The sequence below is a fragment of the Rhodobacter sp. NTK016B genome (genome assembly GCF_017303295.1).
Taxonomy (GTDB): domain Bacteria; phylum Pseudomonadota; class Alphaproteobacteria; order Rhodobacterales; family Rhodobacteraceae; genus Pararhodobacter.
Window position 1 is genome coordinate 250,141 of record NZ_JAFKOK010000005.1, and the last position, 20,055, is coordinate 270,195.

The following is a 20,055-nucleotide window of genomic DNA, read 5'->3' on the forward strand; positions in this document are numbered from 1 at the left end:
CCGGCGACAAGGGAGGAACGGATGACCGAGATCGTCATCATCGACGCATTGCGCACGCCGCGCGGTCGCGGCAATGCCAAGGGGGCGCTGGCGCAGACCACGCCGGTCGATCTGCTGGCTGCCCCGCTCAGGGCGATGGCAGAGCGCCATGCGCTCAAGGGACGGACAATGGCCGATGCGATTTTCGGCTGCGTCACGCAGACCGGCGGGCAGGGGGCGAATATCGGCAAGCTGGGCCTGATCGCGGCGGGCTATTCCGACGCGGTGCCGGGTCTGACGGTCAACCGCTACTGCGCCAGCGGGCTTACGGCGGTGACGCTGGCCGCGCTCAAGGCGCAGGCCGAAGACGGTCTGGCCATCGGCGGCGGGGTCGAGAGCATGTCGCAGGTGCCGATGGCGTCCGACAAGGGGCCGCTGACCCACGACCATGCGTTCCAGAAGGCCGCCGGGCTTGTCCCGATCGGCATCAGTGCCGACGCTGTGGCAACGGCCGAGGGCTTCAGCCGCGCCGACTGCGATGCCTATGCCGCCGAAAGCCAGCGCCGCGCTATTGCCGCGCGCGACGCCGGGGCCTTCGCGTCACTGGTTTCTGTGGCCGGACTGGAACAGGACGAAACGCCGCGCGCGGGCACCAGCGCCGAAAAGCTGTCCGCGCTGGACCCGGCCTTTGCCGAGATGGGGCAGGCCTATGGGTTCGACGCGGCGCTCATGGCTTATACCGGGCTTGACCGTATCGACCACGTTCACCATGCGGGGAACTCGCCCGCCATGGCCGATGGCGCCTCGGCGGTGCTGCTGGGGACGCAGGCGGCGGCACAGGCGGCGGGGCTGAAACCCCGCGCGCGACTTCTGGCCAGCGCCGAGCTGTCGGTGGACCGCGTGCTGGCGCTGACAGGATCGGTCGACGCGGCGCAGGCGGCACTGACCCGGGCCGGTCTGCAGGCCGACGATATCGATCTGTTCGAAGTCAATGAAAGCTTCGCGGCCCTTGCACTTCATTTCGCCCGCTACATGGATGTGCCGCAGGACCGGCTCAACGTGAATGGCGGGGCCATCGCGCTGGGCCACGCCATGGGATCCACCGGATCGGCACTGATCGGCACCGCGCTGGATGAACTCGAGCGGCGCGGCGCGCGGCGCGCGCTGATCGCCGCCTGCGGGGCAGCCGGGCTTGCCTCGGCTCTTATCATCGAGCGGGTGGCATGAGCGAAACGCCCGATCTCGACCTGATCCGCGACGCGCTGAGCACCTCGACGCTGAGCCATGCGCTGAAGCTGATCGGCGACCGCTGGACGATGCAGATCCTGATGGGCGCCTTTATGGGGGTAAAGCGGTTCGACGATTTCCAGTCGTGGCTGGCGATCCCGCGCCGCACGTTGTCGTCGCGGCTGAAATCGCTGATGCAGATGGACCTGATGCGTCCGCGTCTCTATCAGGAGCGGCCCGAGCGCTACGCCTATCATCTGACCCGCAAGGGGATGGCGGTCTATGAGGCCACGCTGATGACCTGGGACTGGGAGCAGCGCTTTGGCGAGAACCGCATCGCCCTGCCGACCCGGCTGGTCCACAAGACCTGCGGCCATGGGTTCATCCCGCAGCTGAGCTGCGCGGCCTGCGGCGAGACGGTAACGCTGCGCGACCTTGAGCTGACGCTGAAGCCCAATCCGCACCTGCCGCACGATCCTGACGCGCCGATGCGCACGCCAAAGGTCACGGTCACCGACGGCGCGATGGACCATCTTGCGCTGCGGATGGATCGCTGGACGCTGATGATCGTTTCGGCGCTGGTTCTGGGCTGTCGGCATTTCGACCAGTTGTCCCATGTGCTTCGGATCAGCCCGCCGCTTCTGAGCCGCCGTCTGCCTGCCATGGTCGAGGCCGGACTTCTGAGCGTCGAGCCCGACCGCGACGACCGCCGCCGCCGTGTCTATCTGCTGACCCCTGCGGGACGTGCGCTGTTTCCCTATATCGCGCTGCTGAGCGTCTGGGCGTCCGAGCATCTGTTCAACGAACCCAGCTCGATCCGCCCGCGCCATAAGGCCTGCGGCAAAGCCTTCGTGCCGCGCGCCACCTGTGGGCATTGCCACGAGCGGCTGAACGCCTGGGATGTCCGTTTCGAAACGGAGGGCGCCGCATGAGTCCGGCCTTGGAACTTTTCGCGCAGCTTACCGTGAACGGCATCGCGGTCGGGGCGATCTATGCGCTGGTGGCGATGGGGGTGGTGCTGATCCACAAGGCCACCGAGGTGCTGAACTTCGCGCATGGCGACCTTCTGGTGCTGTCGGCCTTCTCGGCCTGGGCGCTGATCGCCGGGGCGGGCATGCCCTTCTGGCTGGTCTTGCCGCTGGTGGCGGCAGGGCTGGGCGTTCTGGCCTATGGGATGGACGCGCTGATCGTCCGCCGGATCGCCGGTCAGCCGCAATTCGCGGGCGTCATGCTGACCATCGCGCTGGCCTTCATGCTGCGCGGCCTGGTGCAGATGATCTTCGGCACCGATTCCCAAAGCTACGACACCCCGTGGACGGGCGGCTCGGTGCAGCTTTTCGGGGTCACGATCGCCGACCTGTCGCTGGTCATCATGGCGGTGGTGTTCCTGATCGCGGCACTGCTGTGGGTGTTCTTCCGCAAGACCCGTCTGGGTATCGCGATGCAGGCCGCCAGCCAGAACCAGTTGGCCGCGCATCTGAACGGCGTGCGGGTGAAGCGGCTCAATTCGCTGGTCTGGGCGCTGGCGGGGGTGACGGCGGCGATTGCGGGGATCTTTCTTGCGCCGCTGACGCTGGTCGATACGGCGCTCTGGCTGATCACGCTGAAGGCGCTGGCCGCCATCGTGCTGGGCGGCTTCGGCAGCCTGCCGGGTGCGGTGCTGGGTGGTATCCTGATCGGCCTGATCGAACAATATGCGGGCGTCTACCTGCCCGACGGCTTCAAGGACATCGCGGCCTATCTGGTCCTGATCGTGGTGCTGATCCTCAAGCCCAATGGCCTGATGGGCGACGCGCATGGACGGAGGGTCTGAGCTTTGCGGTTCGATTATCATACGCGCTACCGGCAGGGTTTCGCGCTGCTCAAGCATCCCGCCGACTGGGTCAATTACGGTGTCCTTCTGGCCGCGCTTCTGGTGGTGCCGCTGGTTGCGTCGAACTACTTCGTGGGCGAACTCAGCTACGTGCTGATCCTGTGCGTGGCGTCGCTGGGCCTGATGACGCTCAGCGGGTTCACCGGGCAGATCAGCCTCGGCCATGCCAGCTTCGTCGCCATCGGTGCTTACGGCCATGCATGGCTGCTGGCGCATGGCGTGCCGTTCATTCTGGCCCTGCCGCTGGCTGCGCTGATCTCTGCCGGGGCGGGGCTGGTCGTGGGGATTCCGGCGATCCGCGTGTCGGGCCTGTATCTGGCCATGGTGACGCTCGCCTTCTCGATCGTCGTCGAGCAGGTGATCGGCATGTGGCGCGGTGTGACCGGCGGTTTCATGGGGATGCTGGTCGAGACGCCCAGCATTGCCGGGATCTCGCTGGGATCGCCCAAGGTGTTCTATTATCTCTGCCTGCTGGTGGTCGTTCTGGTGCTGTTGGCGCTGGCCAACCTGCTGCGCTCGGGCATCGGGCGGGCCTTTACCGGCGTGCGCGATTCCGAGGCCGCAGCCTATGCGCTGGGCATCGAGGTCAAGCGCATGAAGGTCGGCGCCTTCGGCCTGTCGGCGGGCATTACCGGGCTGGCCGGGGCGCTGATGGCGCATCACATCGGCTATCTGACGCCCGACGCCTTCACCCTGCTTCTGTCGCTCGATCTGGTGCTCATGGTGGTAATCGGCGGCATGGGCAGCCTGCGCGGCGCGATCCTTGGCGCGGTGCTGATCAGCATGCTGCCCAACGGTGTCGCCCTGCTGAAAGACGTGCTGCCGCAATCCATGGCGCGGCAATCGGGGCTGGAGATCTTCGTCGCGGGCGCCGTTCTGGCCTTCTTCGTGCTGTTCGAACCGACCGGCCTGAACGGGCGCTGGATGAAGATCCGCGCGCTGCTCGAGAACTTTCCGCTGTATCGCCGCGACACGTTCCGGCGACAGAAGGCCTATATGAAATCGGAGCGTAACCGATGACCGGCGCGGTTCTGGAACTCGATCAGGTGGCTCTGCATTTCGGCGGGCTGGCGGCGATCTCGGATCTGTCGATCTCGGTCAAGGCGGGCGAGGTGCTGGCCGTGATCGGCCCCAACGGCGCAGGCAAGACCTCGATGCTGAACCTTGTGACGCGGGTGTTCGATGCCAGCAAGGGGCGCATCGCGTTCAAGGGGCAGGACATCTCGCGCCTGCCGCGCGCGCGCATCGCCCATCTGGGCATCGCCCGCACCTTCCAGAATATCGAGCTGTTCGACGCGGCGACCGTGCTCGACAACCTGCTGCTGGGCCGTCACCGGTTCGGCGGCGGTGTATGGTGGCGGCAGGTCTTGCGCACGCCCGCGCTTACCCGGCTGGAAGAAGCGCACCGCGCCAAGGCCGAAGAGGTGATCGAGTTTCTCGACCTGTCGCCGTGGCGCAATGCCCGCGTTGCGGGCCTGCCCTACGGCGTGCGCAAGGTGGTCGAGCTGGGCCGCGCGCTGTGTTCGGAACCTGAGATCCTGTTTCTCGATGAACCCGCCTCTGGGCTCAACCCTGAGGAAACGCGCGATCTGGCCTTCTGGATCGACGACATCCGCAGCGATCTGGGCATCACCGTGGTGATGATCGAACACGATATGTCGCTGGTGAACGCGGTCGCCGACCGGGTGGTCTGCATGGCGCAGGGGCGGGTTCTGGCACAGGGCAGCGCGGCCGAGGTGCAATCGCATCCCGACGTGATTGCCGCTTATCTGGGGACGTGACGATGCTTCTGGACGTGCAGAATCTGGAAACGTGGTACGGGCCTATCGCCGCGATGAAGGGCGTGAACCTGCAGGTGGCCGAGGGCCGCATCACCGCCGTGCTGGGCGCGAACGGGGCGGGCAAGACCACGCTTCTGAACACGCTGGCCGGCGTGATCGACCCGTTCAAGGGCAAGGTGCTGTTCGACGGCGTCGAGGTGCAGGGCCAAGAGGCCGATGCCATCGCCCGGCGCGGGCTGGTTCTGGTGCCCGAGGGGCGGCAGGTCTATCCGTTTCTCAGCGTGCGCGAAAACCTGATGATGGGCGCCTATGCGCGCCGGGATCGCGACGCGGTCGAGCGGGATATCGAGCGCGTTCAGGCGTGGTTCCCGCGGCTGAAAGAGCGCGATGCGCAACATGCAGGCCTGCTCTCGGGCGGCGAGCAGCAGATGGTGGCCATCGGTCGCGCCTATCTGTCGGCGCCCAAGCTGTTGATGCTGGACGAGCCCAGTCTGGGCCTGTCGCCGATGCTGACGCATGAAATCTTCGGAATCATCCGCAAGATCCGCGACGAAACCGGCACCGCCGTTCTGGTCGTCGAGCAGAACGCTGCCGTGGCGCTCAAGCATGGCGACGACGGCTACATCATGGAACTGGGCCGAATCGTCGCCGCCGATAGCTGCGCCGTCCTCAGCCAGAAGGAAGACGTGCGCGAGGCCTATCTGGGCGGCGGTGCGGGCGAGGGGCTGTCGGGCACGCAACAGCGCTGGAAGCGCAGAAAAACGTGGAGATGAGCCTCAGATGAACGCGATGATGCCGCCTGCCGTGACGTTTCTGGGCTTTGACACACCGGCCCGCGTGTTCCGCGCGCGGGTGCAGGAATGGTCGGATTTGCCGGCCCTGCGCCACAAGCATCGCGGGCTGTGGCAGAGCTATAGCTGGGGCGCGTACTACGCGAAGGCGCGCGCCTTCGGGCTGGCTTTGCGCGATCTGGGTATGGCGCGCGGCGAGGTGATCGGCGTTCTGGCCGAAAACCGTCCCGAATGGCTGTTTGCCGATATGGGCGCGCAATGCATGGGCTATGTGGGCAACGGCGTTTATCCGACCGCCTCGCCCGATCAGCTGCGATACATCTTGCAGGATTCCGCCTGCCGGGTGCTGGTGGTCGAAAATCAGGAGCAGCTGGAAAAGGCGCTCGCCGTGCGCGATGACTGCCCCGACCTCAGGCGTATTCTGGTGATCGAGCGCGAAGGCCTGCGAAACCTGTCCGATCCGCAGGTGGGTTTCTTCGACGATTTCCTGCGCCGGGGCGAAGAGCTTTCCAAAACCCAGTCGCCGGATTTCGAAGCCGCGATCGAAGCGGGGCGCGGTGCGGATCTGGCCTTTCTGGTCTATACCTCGGGCACGACGGGGGCGCCCAAGGGGGCGATGATCTCGAACCGGAACGCGGTGTTCCAGCTCAGCAAGGCGAGCGAATATCTGGATGCCGGGCTGGGCGACAAGACGCTCTCTTTCTTGCCGTTGTGCCATATCGCCGAGCGTATGGCCTCGGTCTTTAACCCGATGGCGCTGGGGCTGGTCGTCCATTTCCCCGAAAACGCCGGCACCGTGGCCAACGATATCCGCGAGGTGGCGCCGCATATCGTCTTCGCGCCGCCGCGCTTTTGGGAAAAGATGCACAGCCAGATCGAGCTGTTTCTGCGCGACGCGATCGGGCCCGCGCGCTGGGTCTATCGCCACGCCCTCGACGCCGGGCGCGCAGGCGTTGACGCGGCGCTCGAAGGACGCAAACCGCCGCGTCAGGGTCTGCATACGCGGCTGCTCGCCACGCTGGCCTTCCGCAACATCCGGATCTTTCTGGGCCTGCAGAACTGCCGCAGCGCGCTGACCGGCGCGGCCCCGGTCCCGCCCGAACTGATCCGCTGGTTCCTGTCCATCGGGATCGAATTGCGCGAAGCTTTCGGCATGACCGAAACCGCCGGTTTCGCGGCCTCGACGCCCAAGGGCGGGATCCGGCTGGGCTGGGCGGGACTGCCCGCCGGGGAAACCGAGATCCGCATCGCCGACGAAGGCGAGATTCAGGTGCGCGGTGCCAATGTCTTCGCGGGCTACTGGCGCAATGCCGAGAAGACCGCCGAGACGATCACGCCCGATGGCTGGCTGAAGACCGGCGATTGCGGCGAGATCAGCCCCGAAGGGTATCTGGCGATCCGCGACCGCATCAAGGACATCATCATCACGGCGGGCGGCAAGAACATCACGCCCACGCAGATCGAAAGCCAGCTCAAGTTCAGCCCGTTCATCACCGACGCGGTGGTGATCGGCGAGGGGCGGCGCTACGTGACCGCGCTGGTGATGATCGACCTCGAACACGTCGCCCGCTATGCGCAGGAACAGGCGATCCCCTATACCGATTTCGCCAGCCTCGCGCGGGCGCCCGCTATCGTCGAGCTGATCCAGGGTGAAATTAACGCGGTAAATCCGCGGCTGGCGCGGGTCGAACAGATCAAGAGCTTCCGCATCATCGACCAGCTTCTCACCGCCGAGGATGAAGAACTGACGCCCACGATGAAGCTGAAGCGGAAAGTCATCGCGCAAAAATACGCGCCCCTCATCGAAGGCATGTATTCCGCCTGAGACGGCAGGCGGAAGGAGGAGAGCATGTCCGAGACATCAACACGCCGTCAGACACCAAAAGGGAGGACGCCATGAATATGAACCGTCGTCAGATGCTCGCCAGCAGCGCCGCCGCGCTTGCCCTGGGCGGCAGCCTGCGCCCGGCGCGTGCCGCCGGGGTCCATGCCGATGAAATCGTCATCGGCGCGCATCTGGATCTCAGCGGTCCGGCTGCGGCGGGGATGCCCGCGCTGCGGAACGCGACCGAGCTTGCCATCGCGCAGGCCAATGCCGCGGGCGGCATCCATGGCCGTCAGGTCCGCTGGATCGTCGAGGATAACGGCGGGCAGCCGCAGCTTGCGGTGCGCGCCGTGCAGAAGCTCATCCGCTCGGACGAAGTCTTCGCGCTGCTCAACAGCTTCGGGTCGGGCACCAATGCCGCGACCATGGGCCTGACGACCGGTTCGGGCACGATCGCCTTTGCGCCTTGGGCCGCCTCGGCCGTCATGCACCAGATCGCGGGCGGGGATCCGCATCTGTTCACCACCGTGCAGAACTACAACACGACCACGCAGCGCGCGCTCGAACGGGTGATCCCGGAATGGGGTTCGCAGCGGGTCGGGGTGATCTATCAGGAAGGCCCGTTCGGCGACCTGATCCGCGCAGGCGTCAACCCGGCGCTGGAATCGCTGGGCATGACCGTGACCGAGGAAGCCGCCTATCGCCCCGGCGATATCGACTTCTCAAGTCAGGTCGCGCGGCTCAGGGCGGCTGATGTCGATCTGATCGTCGCCGGCACCATCATCCGCGAGACCGTGGGTGTGATGTCCGAGGTCAAGAAGCTGGGCTGGGACGATGTCAACGTGCTGACCGCGATTCCCGGACGCTCGACCATCGTGGCCCGGCTTGGTGGTGAGGATGTCGAGGGCCTTTACGGCATCGGCGGCTGGCGTCTGCACGGCGAGGATACGACCGACGAGGAAGCGCAGGCCTTCATCACCGCCTATCGCGAGGCCTATGACTCGGTCCCCGACGAGAACGCGGCGAATGCCTATTCCTATGCCAACTGGTTCCTGAATTCGCTGCGTGCGGCGGGCGAGGATCTGAACGCCGAAAGCTTCATTGAGGGCGCGAATGCGACCACGCACTCGGATTTCATGACCTATGGCGAGCAGCATTTCGAGAACAACCACGCCATGCCCGAGATGATCTCGATCGACCGGGTCGAGGGTGGCAACTGGGTGCCCCAGACCGAACCGTTCTGACAAAAGCAGGGGCGGGCCCGTCGCAAGACCGGCCCGCCCGTTCCATCGCCGTCGCCCGAAAGGCGCAGTCAGATGGCCAGATATTCCTCGCGCAGTTGCGAGTTTTCCAGCACCTCTTTCGCGTCGCCGTCGAAGACCACGCTTCCGGTATCCAGAATGACTGCCCGGTCCGACAGGTCCAGCGCCGCCACGGCGTTCTGCTCGACGATGATCGTGGTGATCCCCTGATCGCGGATCACGTTCAGCGTCTTGGCGATTTCCTGCACGATGACCGGGGCGAGCCCTTCATAGGGTTCGTCGAGAAGCAGCAGCTTGATGTCGCGCGCCAGTGCCCGCGCGATGGCCAGCATCTGCTGTTCGCCGCCCGACAGCGTCACGCCTTCCTGCCGCCGCCGCTCGCCCAGACGCGGGAACAGCTCGTAGATGCGGTCGAGCGACCAGCCGACGGGCGGCACGATCTGCGCGAGCTTCAGGTTCTCCTCGACCGTCAGGCCGGGGATGATGCGCCGGTCCTCGGGCACCAGAGCCAGCCCCGCGACGGCGGCCTGATGGCTTTTCATCTTGTGCAGCGGCTGATGGTCGAGCCAGATTTCACCATGCCGAAGCTCGGGCGTGTCGACCCGCGCAAGCGCCCGCAGGGTCGAGGTCTTGCCCGCGCCGTTGCGGCCCAGAAGCGCGAGGATCTCGCCTTCATGCACGTTGAAGCTGACATTCTGAACGATGTAGCTTTCGTCGTAATAGGCCTCGAGCCCCCAGACGGACAGAAAGGCCGGGGCATGGCTGGCGTGATTGGCGTTCGGATCCCATTGGGGTTTCGCGTTCATGTCGTGGCCCTTTCTGTCAGACCTGCGCTTCGCCGAGATAGGCTTCGCGCACCTTGGGATGTCCCTTGATCCGTTCGGGAACGTCCTCGACCAGCGGCGTGCCCTGGGCGAGAACGGTGATGCGGTCGGCGAGGCTGAACACCACGTGCATGTCGTGTTCGATGATCGCCATGGTGATGTGCAGCCGGTCCTTGATGTCCTTGAGCAGCTCGATCGTGTTGTTGGTATCGGCGCGCGCCATGCCGGCCGTGGGCTCGTCCAGAAGCAGAAGCTTGGGTTTCTGAACAAGGCACATCGCCATTTCCAGCCGCCGCTTGTCGCCCCGGCTGAGGGACGAGGCCTGCATGTTGCGCTTTTCCAGCATGTTGACCTCGGCCAGCATCTGCTCGGCCTCGTCGTTGAGCGATTTCTCGCGAGCGACGGTCTCGAAAGCGTGCAGGCGGAAAGAGCCGTCGCGCCGCGCGAAACAGGGGATCAGCATGTTTTCCATCACGCTCAGATCGCCGAAGATCTCGGGCGTCTGGAACACGCGGCTGATCCCCAACTGGTTGATCTCGTGCGGCTTCAGGCCCAGCAGGTTCTTGCCCTGAAAGGTCACGCTGCCCGAATCCGGCATCAGCTTGCCGACAAGGCAATTCAGCAGCGTGGACTTGCCCGCGCCGTTGGGGCCGATGATCGCGTGGCAGCTTCCCTCGGCCACGTCGAGATTGACATCCCCCAGCGCCTGCAGCCCGCCGAACTTCTTGTTGACGCCGGTGACTTCAAGAATTCCCATCAGACGTCTCCCTCATTCGCCGGGTTGTTCGGCGCTGTCCGTGCCATTCTTTGGGGCGCCGTTCTTTGGCGCGCCGTTCTTGCGCCCCCGGGCGCCGTCGCGACGAAAGAGCCGGCCAAGGCGCTGTCCGCCCTCGACGATGCCACCGGGAAGAAAGATCACCACCAGCATGAAGACCGCGCCCAGAAGCAGGTGCCAGCCTTCGCCGACGAAGGGTTTGATGATGGTCACGAAGACCGAGTCGAGCCACGCGGGCAGACCCGAGAACCAGCCATGCAGCACGGCTTCGTTGATCGTCGAGATGATCGATTCCAGATAGACGATCACGCCTGCACCCAGAACCGGGCCGATCAGCGTGCCCGCACCGCCGAGGATGGTCATCAGCACTACCTCGCCCGAAGCGGTCCAGAGCATCCGCTCGGCGCCCGCGAGCGGGTCCATCGCGACCATCAGCCCGCCCGCGAGCCCGGCATACATCCCCGAGATCACGAAGGCCGCCAGCGCGTAGGGGCGCGAACTTAGCCCGGTATAGCTCATCCGGCTCTGGTTCGATTTCACTGCCCTCAGCATCAGCCCGAAGGGCGAGCGGAACAGCCGGATGGCAAGGAACATCGCAAGCGCGAAGACGGTGGCGGCGAAGTAATAGCCGAAATTGAACACGAAGCTCCACGCGCCGACATCGATGGTGATGCCCTGTCCCATCTCGATGCCGAAGAAATGCGGCACGGGGATATTGCCCGACGCGGTCTGGCTGGTGCCGATCACGCGCGGATCGTCGAGCGACAATTGCAGCCCGGTCTCGCCGCCGGTGATCGGGGTCAGCACCGAATAGGCGAGGCTGTAGCACATCTGCGCGAAAGCCAGCGTCAGGATCGAGAAGTAGATCCCCGAACGACGCAGCGACACGAAGCCGATGATCAGCGACAGCGCGCCCGCCGCGAGCACCGACAGGATCAGCGCGGGGATCACGTTCATGGTGAGCAGCTTCATCATCCAGACCCCGGCATAGGATCCGACGCCGAGAAACGCGGCATGGCCGAAGCTGAGATAGCCGGTCAGCCCGAACAGGATGTTGAAGCCGACCGCGAAGATGCCGAAGATCACCAGCTTTTGCATCATGTCGGGATAGCCTGCATTGAACTGCGCGAGGCTCGATCCGTCCGGAAACGGGTTCAGAATGAACGGCGCGAAGATCAGCATGATCAGGATGATGACGTAGAGCCTTGTATCTGCCTTGTTAAGTCCGAGCACGGCTCATTCCTCCATCACGCCCTTGCGGCCCAGAAGGCCCCGAGGACGGGTCAACAGCACGATGACGGCGACCAGATAGATCACCACCTGATTGATACCGGGGATCAGCTCGATCACCTGCGTCATCGATGCGAAGCTCTGCAGGATCCCCAGCAGGAAACCCGACGCGACCGCACCGGCAAGCGAGCCCATGCCGCCGACCACCACGACGACGAAGCTGAGGACCAGAAAGTCCATCCCCATATGGTAATTGGGCGACAGGATCGGCGTGTACATTACCCCCGCGAAGCCCGCGACGATCGAGGCCAGCGCGAAGACGATGACGAAGCGCTTGTCGATATCGATACCCAGAAGGCCCACGGTCTCGCGGTCGGCCATACCGGCGCGCACGACCATGCCGAAGGTGGTGAATTGCAAGAAGGCAAAGACCGCGCCGACCACCACGGCGGCAAAGCCGAAATACACAAGGCGCCAGTAGGGATACATGATTGCGTACGGATCAAAGCCCAGCCAGACGCCAAAATCGAATGACCCGATGAAGATCTCTGGCGCCGGTGTCGGGATCGGGTTGGCGCCGAAATTCGCCTTGATGATCTCCTGCAGCACGATCGCCAGCCCGAAGGTCACAAGGATCTGGTCGGCATGCGGACGCTTGTAGAAATGGCGGATCAGCCCGCGCTCCATCGCCACGCCGATCAGCGCCATGACCGGCACCGCCACGATCAGCGCCAGCGGCACGGACCAGTCGATGATCGTCGCGCCGATCTCGGGGCCGAACCAGTGCTCGACATAGGGGGTCTGCACCCGCAGGGGCCGGTTGAGAAAGTCGAGCCGTGTCTCGTCGATGGTCTCGAAGGACAGGTTGAGCAGGTTCTTCACCGTCACGGCGACGAACGCGCCGAGCATGAACAGCGCCCCATGCGCGAAGTTGACCACGCCCAGCGTCCCGAAGATCAGGGTCAGACCCAGCGCGATCAGCGCATAGGCCGACCCTTTGTCCAGGCCGTTGAGGATTTGCAGGATGATCGATTCCATGGAAGTTCCCAATCCGGTGCCACAAGGGCGGGGATCACCCGCTGATCACCGGGGCGATCAGCGCGGATGCCCGGACGCGGTGAAGCGCCCGGGCCGTGTCGGTTGCAAAAGGATCAGGCGCCCGGGTTGCAGGCTCCCAGGTCACCGCCTTGGAAATCGGGGTGATCGACCGGATAGGTGACGGTCTCGCGCGGGGTGATCTCGACGATCTCCAGAAGGTCGAACTCGTTTTGCGGGTTCTCCTTACCCTTCACGACCAGCACGTCCTTGAAGCACTGGTGATCCTCGGCGCGGTACAGCGTCGGGCCGTTGCCCAGCCCGTCGAACTCGAAGCCTTCCAGCGCTTCGGCCACGCCGCAGGGGTTGAACGTGCCCGCGCGGGTCACGGCATCGGCATAGAGCAGGGTCTGCGCGTAGCAGGTCTGCGCCGCCTGGCTGGGCGGGAAGCCGTATTTCTCGCCGAACGACCGGGTAAAGGCCTGCGAGCCTTCATCCGTCAGCGACCAGTGCCAGTTGGTCGAGCCGAAGATCCCCTCGATGGCCGACCCCGCACCGCGCGCCATCAGGCGCGAGAACAGCGGCACGACGATTTCGAAGTTCTTGCCGTTGACCTGCAGGTCGCGCAGGCCGAACTGCACCGCCTGCGTCAGCGAGTTGACCATGTCCCCGCCGTAATGGTTCAGCACCAGCACATCGGCACCCGAATTGGCCACCGGCGTCAGGTAGGATGAGAAGTCGCCCGCGCCCACCGGGGTCAGCACGGCGTTGGTGGTCTCCCAGCCCATTGCCTCGGTATAGGCGCGGATCGACCGCTCCTGCGACCAGCCCCAGGTATAGTCGGCGGTCAGGTGATAGGCCTTGCGGTCGGTGCCGTAATTGGCTTCCAGGATCGGCGCGAGGGCGCGGCCCGTCATCTCGGTATTGAAGAAATGGCGGAAGCCGTTCGCGCGGCGGTCCTTGCCGGTTGTGTCGTTCGAGTGGGTCAGACCGGCCATGAAGATCACGCCAGCATCCTGACAGAGGCCCTGCACGGCGATCGCCACGCCCGAGGACGAGCCGCCGGTGATCATGATCGCACCGTCGCGTTCGATCATCGAGCGAGCGGACGAGCGGGCGGCATCGGACGAGGTCTGCGTGTCGCCGGTGACGTATTCGACGCGGCGGCCCAGAATGCCGGTGCCATCCAGCACGCGGCTGGAGAAGGTGTTGAGCATACCGCCATCGCCCTCACCGTTGAGATGCTCGACGGCAAGCTGATAGGCGCGCAGCTCGTCCGCGCCCTCATCCGCATAGGCGCCGGTCTGCGGGACGTTGAAGCCCAGCGTGACGCTGCCCGAGCCAGGTTCGTTGGTGAAGCCATAGGCGCGATTGGTGAAAATCATGGGCGCGGCCATCGCAATACCCGACGCGGCACCCGCTCGCAGAAGTCCGCGGCGCGACAGTTTCAGATCAGACATGTATTCCTCCCATAAGATGGTTGCGGCCCGGCTCGTCTCCTCCAGATCCGGGAAGCCCCATCGTTAAATGGGTTCCATAGCGATGTTTCAAAATCCAGTGATAATTCGAGTGTTTTGTTGCGCGCTGAAAAATGTAAATTTGTAAACGTGGTTTCCTCCGCTCCGGTGGCCTTGCCGATGCCGCAAATGAAAAGCGAAGAGTTTTAGGCCGTTGGGGTGGAATTTCTGCGACTGCACGATGCGCGAATGCTGCACGGACGCGCGGGATAAAATGATTTTCAGTCAAGTGAATGTTGTAAAGGGCTGTCAACGCGGCCTTGTGGGGCGATGGGATCGGATGCAGCCGCGTCTGCATCAATAGCACCGAATCAATACCGCTGACGGCGCCTGCCATTTCCCGGCGAACAAGGGTTTCGGCACGCTGAAAACGCGGGTTCTCAAAGGGGAAAAGCACCGACAGAAGGGGCATTCCGGCACCGCCATGCGCCGGAAAACGGCCCCTTGGCGAGCCGGAAATCGCGGTCAGGAAAGCCCTGTCAGGCGATATGGATCGTCTTGACCTCAAGATAATTGTCGAGCCCCTCGGGCCCGCCTTCGCGTCCCATGCCGCTTTCACGGTAGCCGCCAAACGGGTGCTCGGGGTCGACGATCAGACCGTTGATCGTCAGCCCACCGGTTTTCATCCGTTTGGCGAAACGATAGGCGCGCTCGACATCGCGGGAATAGACCGCGCCGTTCAGCCCGTAGCGGGTGGCGTTGACCTTGCGCTCGGCGTCGTCCTCGTCGTCATAGCCAATGACCGAGACGACGGGGCCGAAGATCTCTTCCTGTGCGATCTTCATGTCCGGCGTGACGTCGCTGAACACCGTGGGTTCAACATAAAACCCCTTGTCCAGCCCGCGGGGACGCCCGCCGCCGCAGGCCAGCATCGCCCCGCCCGCGCGCCCGGCGGCGATATAACCTTCGACTTTCTCGCGCTGTCGGGCCATCGCCAGCGGTCCCATCTGGGTCGCAGGATCAGCCGGATCGCCCACCTTCAGCGACCGGACGGCGGGCAGGAACGTGTCGAGGAATTCCTGCTTGCGCGCATTGGGCACCAGAAGCCGGGTGAGCGAGAAACAGACCTGCCCGGTGATCGGCATGGAATAGACCATGAGCGACGGCAGCGCCTGCTGGAAATCCGCGTCGGGCAGCAGAACGGCGGCGGACTTGCCGCCCAGTTCCAGCGACACCCGCGCCAGCCGGTCGGCGCAGACCCGCATGATATGTTTGCCCACAGCGGTCGAGCCGGTAAAGCCCACCTTGTCGATCTGCGGATGCCGGATCAGGTGGTCGCCGCCCTCGCGGCCCGAGGGCACGAGGTTAAACACCCCGCGCGGCAGCCCGGCCTGTTCGATGCACTCGGCAAGGATATAGGCTTCGAGCGGTGTTTCGGGCGACGGCTTGGCGACGAAGGTGCACCCCGCTGCCAGCCCGGCGGCGATCTTGTAGGTCAGCAGCACCATCGGCGCATTCCATGGCGAGATCGCTGCGCAGACGCCCACCGGTTCGCGCAGGACGCGCACGGCACCGCCATCGGCGCGGCGTCGGTCGTCGCGGAACGGGTAGTGTTCGATCAGGTCGGCGTAATAGCGAAACAGCGTCGCGTTCTGGGGCACCAGTTTGCGTGTCAGGCTTATCGGTGCGCCCACCTGCATGGTCCAGGCCCAGGCGATTTCTTCCAGCCGGTTGGTGATCAGCGCCGCGATCCGCCGCAGATAGGACGCCCGCTCGGCCGGTTCCATCCGGGGCCAGGGGCCATGCTCGAAGGCCTCGCGCGCAGCGGCGACGGCGGCGTCGATATCCTCCGGCGCGGCCTCGGGGTAGCGGATGATGGTTTCCTCAGTCACCGGCGAGACCACCTCGGTCATCCGCGACGTGCGCGGGCGGACCCAGTCGCCGTTGATGAAGAAGCGCTCGGGCGCCTTCAGGGGCATCGCCGCATTGGTGGTCATGGGTGGGCCTTCCTCAATCGTCGCGCCGGTCGCGGCGGCGCTTGCGGTCCAGATCGCCGTCGCGGATGTCATCGGTCAGCCGGTCCAGAACGCGGTGCAGATTGGGGGCCTGAACCGCCTGATCCAGCACCGATTCCAGCGCCTGCAGGATCGCCCCGCGCGAGCCTTCGACGGTGCCGACCTGGTTGATGTTGATTTCCTTGATCTTTTCGACCGGCTTCATCATCTCGCCCATGATCTTCGGCATCGCATCCAGCCGCGCCAGTTCGGCCTCATGCGCCAGCGTCGCCTCGGAACGGGTATTCTCGGCAGCGATGCGGGCGGTCAGGGCCTCGGCATCGGCCTTGGCGCGGGTGAGCCCGGCCTCGGCGTCCAGACGGGCGGATTCCAGCGCCTCGCCCGCGACCTTGTGCGCCGATTGCGCAGCGATCTCGGCCCGGCGTGCGGCGGCGGCGGCTTCGGCCTCGGCGCTGACGACACCCAGATCGCGCTTGCGTTCGGCCTCGGCCCCGGCGCGGGCGGTCTCGATCGCCTCATGCGCGCGGACCGCTTCGGCGCGGGCCAGATCGGCCTCGGCCTGCGCGCGCGATTCTTCCTGGCTTTTCGCCAGCACCTGCACCGCGCGTTCCTGCTCGGCGATCTCCAGCGCGCGGGCGCGCAGGATCTCGGCCTCGCGGATCGCCTGTTCGCGGGCGATATCGGCGGCCTGAATGTCCTGCTCCATCCGGATCCGGGCCTCGGCGGCGGCGCGTTCGGCCTCGGCCTTGGCGCGCGCGATCTCGGCCAGCTGGGTGGCCATCAGCGCTTCGATCTGCTGAGCTTGCGCGATTTCGGCGCGGCGTTCTTCAAGGTCGATCTCAAGCTGACGGCGCGAGGCCTCCATCGCCGCGCGCCGGACGGAAACCTGTGTCTCCCCCTCGATCTCGGCCCGCTCGCGTTTGGACAGCGCCACAACCTCGGCCAGCTTGCGCAGGCCCACGGCGTTGAAGGCGTTGTTCTCATCGAGCGCGCCAAAGGGCGTTTGGTCCAGCGCGGACAGCGACACGCTGTCCAAAGCCAGCCCATACCGCGTGATCGAGGCCGACAGCGCCGTGCGCACCGCGTCGACGAATTCGGCGCGGTTTTCGTGCAGCTCGTCCATCGTATGACGCGCCGCGACCGAGCGCAGGGCATCGACCAGCATCCCCTCGATCAGCGCGCGCAGCTCATCGGGTTGGAAACTGCGGCGCCCGAGCGCCTGCGCGGCCCGCGCGACGGCCTCGTCCGAGGGCGGCACCGACAGATAGAACTCGGCCGCCACATCGACGCGCAGCCGGTCGCGGGTGATGAGCGCGCGTTCACCCTGACGCTGTATGTCCAGCCGTATCGTCTGCATGTTGACGCGGCTGACCTCGTGGAACCATGGCAGGGCCAGCACGCCGCCGTCGATGACGACCTTGCGCCCGCCGATCCCGGTCCGCACGAGGCTGACGGCATTGGTCGACCGCTCGTAGAACGCGGCGGCCAGCCCGATCAGCACGGCAAGCACGACGATCAAGGCGATAATCCAGAAGATGGTGCTCATCTGTGGGTCCTTTCCGGATGCCTCAAAGCCCCTCGAGGCGGGTTTGTATCTGCGCCGAATGCCCGCCATCGGCGGCAAGGCTGGCGCCCGTCAGACCCTGCGCAAGGTCGGACAGAAGGAAGATCGCGGCGCGCGCGGCGATGGCGGCGCCTTCGCCCGCGTCGAGGCCAAGCTCGGCGGCACGCGCCAGCGGCAGGCGGCCATCGGGCTGGGCCGGAATGACCGCGTTGACGCGCAGCGACGGCCAGGCCTGCGCGCGGCCTAGCGCCCAGGCGGCTATGGCCCAGCCGATCAGTCGGGCGGTGCCCGTGGGTTCGGTGTCCAGCGCCCATGTTGCGGCGAAGGTCTCGGACGCGCCGGGCTGCAGGCTGACGCCCGCCCGGATCGCGGCCAGCGCGCCGGGGCGTGCCTTGTCAACGGTTGCGCCCCGCACGACGATGCCCGCGCCCTTCGGCAGGCGCGGGGCCAGCATTGCGGCCAGTCGCTTGGGCGCGGCCAGTGCCTCGGCCAGTTGGCGCGCGGGCGGGCCGTCGGGCAGGGCGGGGAACAGTGCAAGGCCGTCCAGATCGTCGGGCAGGGCCTGCGCCAGCGCATCGACCGATGCGGGATCGCCCGGATCGACGCGGTAGAGTTCGGCCAGATGGTCGAAACGCGCCTCTGCATCGATGCCCAGAACCTCGGCCCCCGCCGCCTCGGCCGCGCGCGCGACAGCCAGTCCGAGGCCCGAGCCCGAACCCATGACCGCGATGCGCTTGTCGCGCAGAAGGGGCAGAGGCGCCGTCATCAGAAGACCGGAGGATAGGGCCGACCACCCCGGTCGAGGGTGATCCAGCGCGTTTCGGTGAAGGTCTCGATCGACCAGCGCCCGCCGTGCCGCCCCAGCCCCGAGGCCTTGGACCCACCGAAGGGCACATGCGGCTCATCGTTCACCGACGAGCAATTGACGTGGCACATGCCCGTCTCCAGCCGCCGCGCCATGTCCAGCGCGCGCGCCTCGTTCTGGGTGATGATGCCCGCGCTCAGCCCGTATTCGGTGTCGTTGTTCAGCGCGATCGCCTCGTCATCGGTTCGGAAGGGGATCACCGGCACGACGGGACCGAAGGTCTCATCGCGGTAGACCAGCATGTCGGGGGTCACGCCGGTCAGGATGGTGGGTTCGACAAACCGCCCGTTGATGCCGCCGCCGGTGACGATCTCGGCGCCCTTGGCGATGGCGTCTTCCAGCTGCGCCTTCACCCGCGCGACCTGCCGGTCGTTGATGAGCGGGCCGATCACATTCGCCTTGTCGGCGGTGTCGCCCACCTTCAGCCGTGCCGCACGGGCCGCAAATTGTTCAAGGAACGGCTGATAGATCGCCTCGTGCACCAGCACCTTTTCCACCGACATGCAGATCTGGCCCTGATGCATGAAGCTGCCGAAATTGGCCGCCTGCGTGGCGCGCTCCATATCGGCGTCGTCGAGGATGATCAGGCTGTCCTTGCCGCCCAGCTCGACGCAGGCCTTCTTCAGATGCGCGCCCGCCTTGGCGGCGATGGCGCGGCCCACCGGGGTCGAGCCGGTGAACGAGATGCCCTTGACGAAAGGGTGCTCGATCATCTCGTCGCCCATCGCCGCGACCCCGTCGCGCGAGCAGGTGATGACGTTGAACACCCCGGGCGGCACGCCTGCTTCTTCCAGCACCTCGGCGAACCACAGCCCGCCGATGTAGGGCGTGTCCTCGGACGGCTTCAGCACGATGGTGTTGCCGGCAGCCAGTGCGAACGCAAAGCCGCGCGCGGTCAGGACGCCGGGAAAATTCCACGGGCTGATGACCGAGATCACCCCCATGGGCGAGCGCACGGCGCTGGAAAACTTGCCGTATTCGGACGGCAAAACCTCGCCCAGCGGCTGATAGCAGATCGCGGCGGCGGAGCGGAAAACCTCGGTCACGTAATGCGCCTCGAACGCGCCCTTGCCGTACCAGCCGCCGCCTTCGGCCTGCACGGCGGCGATGAATTCGGGCGCGCGGCGTTCCCAGACCTCGGCGATCTTGTGCATCATGTGCGAGCGTTCGGTGAATTTCATCGCTGCCCAGTCGGGAAAGGCGGCATGCGCGGCCTCGATCGCGGCGGCGGCATCGGCGCGGGTGCCGTCGGGCGCCTCGGCCCAGAGCGCGCCGGTCGAAGGGTTGAGATCGGCGAAGCTGCGCGCGGCGGGGATCCAGCGGCCGCCGATATACTGGCCGCGCAGCTTGATGGGGGCGGGCGTGTCACGCATCGCGGACCTCCGAGCGTTGGAATTGCGATGTGCCGGGGCGGCGGCGGTAGATTTCGACCGAGCCGCCGGGTTGGATGTCCGGCGCCTCGGGCGCGCGTTGCGGCGCCGATGCAGGGCCTTGCGGCGACGGGGCGGCGGGGCGCGCGGTCGGGCGCAGGGGCGGCAGGGGGCTGCGCGCG

At 65.8% G+C, this 20,055-nt stretch carries 19 protein-coding genes; 8 read left to right on the forward strand and 11 right to left on the reverse strand.

Annotation, left to right across the window (positions count from 1 at the left end; all coding sequences use genetic code 11):
- Window positions 1-21: 21 nt before the first annotated feature.
- From JI664_RS08870 to JI664_RS08905, 8 genes are all read left to right on the forward strand, one after another.
- On the forward strand, window positions 22-1,206 hold the full coding sequence (locus tag JI664_RS08870; RefSeq protein WP_207013350.1) for an acetyl-CoA C-acyltransferase: 1,185 nt from the start codon (window positions 22-24) through the stop codon (window positions 1,204-1,206).
- Window positions 1,203-2,138 (forward strand): winged helix-turn-helix transcriptional regulator, encoded by a 936-nt coding sequence (locus JI664_RS08875; protein WP_207013351.1) that lies wholly within the window; start codon window positions 1,203-1,205, stop codon window positions 2,136-2,138. Before JI664_RS08870 ends, JI664_RS08875 begins: the two co-directional genes overlap by 4 nt.
- The gene (locus tag JI664_RS08880; RefSeq protein WP_207013352.1) at window positions 2,135-3,019 is read left to right on the forward strand and encodes a branched-chain amino acid ABC transporter permease; all 885 of its coding nucleotides are present in this window, start codon (window positions 2,135-2,137) and stop codon (window positions 3,017-3,019) included. Before JI664_RS08875 ends, JI664_RS08880 begins: the two co-directional genes overlap by 4 nt.
- 3 nt (window positions 3,020-3,022) lie before the next feature.
- Window positions 3,023-4,099: a branched-chain amino acid ABC transporter permease gene (locus JI664_RS08885; protein ID WP_207013353.1), complete on the forward strand. Its 1,077-nt coding sequence runs from the start codon at window positions 3,023-3,025 to the stop codon at window positions 4,097-4,099.
- Window positions 4,096-4,860, forward strand: a complete 765-nt coding sequence (locus JI664_RS08890; RefSeq protein WP_207013354.1) for an ABC transporter ATP-binding protein — start codon at window positions 4,096-4,098, stop codon at window positions 4,858-4,860. The genes JI664_RS08885 and JI664_RS08890 overlap by 4 nt, the downstream gene beginning before the upstream one ends.
- A gap of 2 nt (window positions 4,861-4,862) precedes the next feature.
- Window positions 4,863-5,633 (forward strand): ABC transporter ATP-binding protein, encoded by a 771-nt coding sequence (locus JI664_RS08895; protein ID WP_207013355.1) that lies wholly within the window; start codon window positions 4,863-4,865, stop codon window positions 5,631-5,633.
- Window positions 5,634-5,640: 7 nt separating this feature from the next.
- Complete coding sequence (locus JI664_RS08900; protein ID WP_207013356.1) at window positions 5,641-7,476, forward strand: AMP-dependent synthetase/ligase; 1,836 nt, start codon at window positions 5,641-5,643, stop codon at window positions 7,474-7,476.
- A gap of 71 nt (window positions 7,477-7,547) precedes the next feature.
- Complete coding sequence (locus JI664_RS08905; protein ID WP_207013357.1) at window positions 7,548-8,720, forward strand: ABC transporter substrate-binding protein; 1,173 nt, start codon at window positions 7,548-7,550, stop codon at window positions 8,718-8,720.
- A 68-nt stretch (window positions 8,721-8,788) separates the two neighbouring features.
- Here the strand turns inward: JI664_RS08905 and JI664_RS08910 are convergent, their stop codons facing one another.
- From JI664_RS08910 to JI664_RS08960, 11 genes are all read right to left on the reverse strand, one after another.
- Entirely contained in the window at window positions 8,789-9,544 is a 756-nt protein-coding gene (locus JI664_RS08910) for an ABC transporter ATP-binding protein (RefSeq protein ID WP_207013358.1), read from the reverse strand.
- A 16-nt stretch (window positions 9,545-9,560) separates the two neighbouring features.
- Complete coding sequence (locus JI664_RS08915; RefSeq protein WP_207013359.1) at window positions 9,561-10,319, reverse strand: ABC transporter ATP-binding protein; 759 nt, start codon at window positions 10,317-10,319, stop codon at window positions 9,561-9,563.
- A gap of 12 nt (window positions 10,320-10,331) precedes the next feature.
- The gene (locus tag JI664_RS08920; RefSeq protein WP_207013360.1) at window positions 10,332-11,570 is read right to left on the reverse strand and encodes a branched-chain amino acid ABC transporter permease; all 1,239 of its coding nucleotides are present in this window, start codon (window positions 11,568-11,570) and stop codon (window positions 10,332-10,334) included.
- Between the two features lie 3 nt (window positions 11,571-11,573).
- Window positions 11,574-12,605: a branched-chain amino acid ABC transporter permease gene (locus JI664_RS08925; protein ID WP_207013361.1), complete on the reverse strand. Its 1,032-nt coding sequence runs from the start codon at window positions 12,603-12,605 to the stop codon at window positions 11,574-11,576.
- A gap of 113 nt (window positions 12,606-12,718) precedes the next feature.
- A complete protein-coding gene (locus JI664_RS08930) occupies window positions 12,719-14,062 on the reverse strand; it encodes a substrate-binding protein (RefSeq protein WP_207013362.1) in 1,344 nt (447 codons plus the stop codon).
- A complete protein-coding gene (locus JI664_RS08935) occupies window positions 14,055-14,531 on the reverse strand; it encodes a hypothetical protein (protein WP_207013363.1) in 477 nt (158 codons plus the stop codon). The genes JI664_RS08930 and JI664_RS08935 overlap by 8 nt, the downstream gene beginning before the upstream one ends.
- A gap of 67 nt (window positions 14,532-14,598) precedes the next feature.
- On the reverse strand, window positions 14,599-16,056 hold the full coding sequence (locus JI664_RS08940; protein ID WP_286173972.1) for an aldehyde dehydrogenase: 1,458 nt from the start codon (window positions 16,054-16,056) through the stop codon (window positions 14,599-14,601).
- A gap of 13 nt (window positions 16,057-16,069) precedes the next feature.
- A complete protein-coding gene (locus JI664_RS08945) occupies window positions 16,070-17,620 on the reverse strand; it encodes a flotillin family protein (protein WP_207013364.1) in 1,551 nt (516 codons plus the stop codon).
- A gap of 22 nt (window positions 17,621-17,642) precedes the next feature.
- A complete protein-coding gene (locus tag JI664_RS08950; protein WP_207013365.1) occupies window positions 17,643-18,404 on the reverse strand; it encodes a hypothetical protein in 762 nt (253 codons plus the stop codon).
- The gene (locus JI664_RS08955) at window positions 18,404-19,876 is read right to left on the reverse strand and encodes an aldehyde dehydrogenase family protein (protein ID WP_207013366.1); all 1,473 of its coding nucleotides are present in this window, start codon (window positions 19,874-19,876) and stop codon (window positions 18,404-18,406) included. The genes JI664_RS08950 and JI664_RS08955 overlap by 1 nt, the downstream gene beginning before the upstream one ends.
- On the reverse strand, window positions 19,869-20,055 hold a 187-nt coding region (locus tag JI664_RS08960; RefSeq protein WP_207013367.1), incomplete at its 5' end, for a hypothetical protein. The genes JI664_RS08955 and JI664_RS08960, both read right to left, overlap by 8 nt.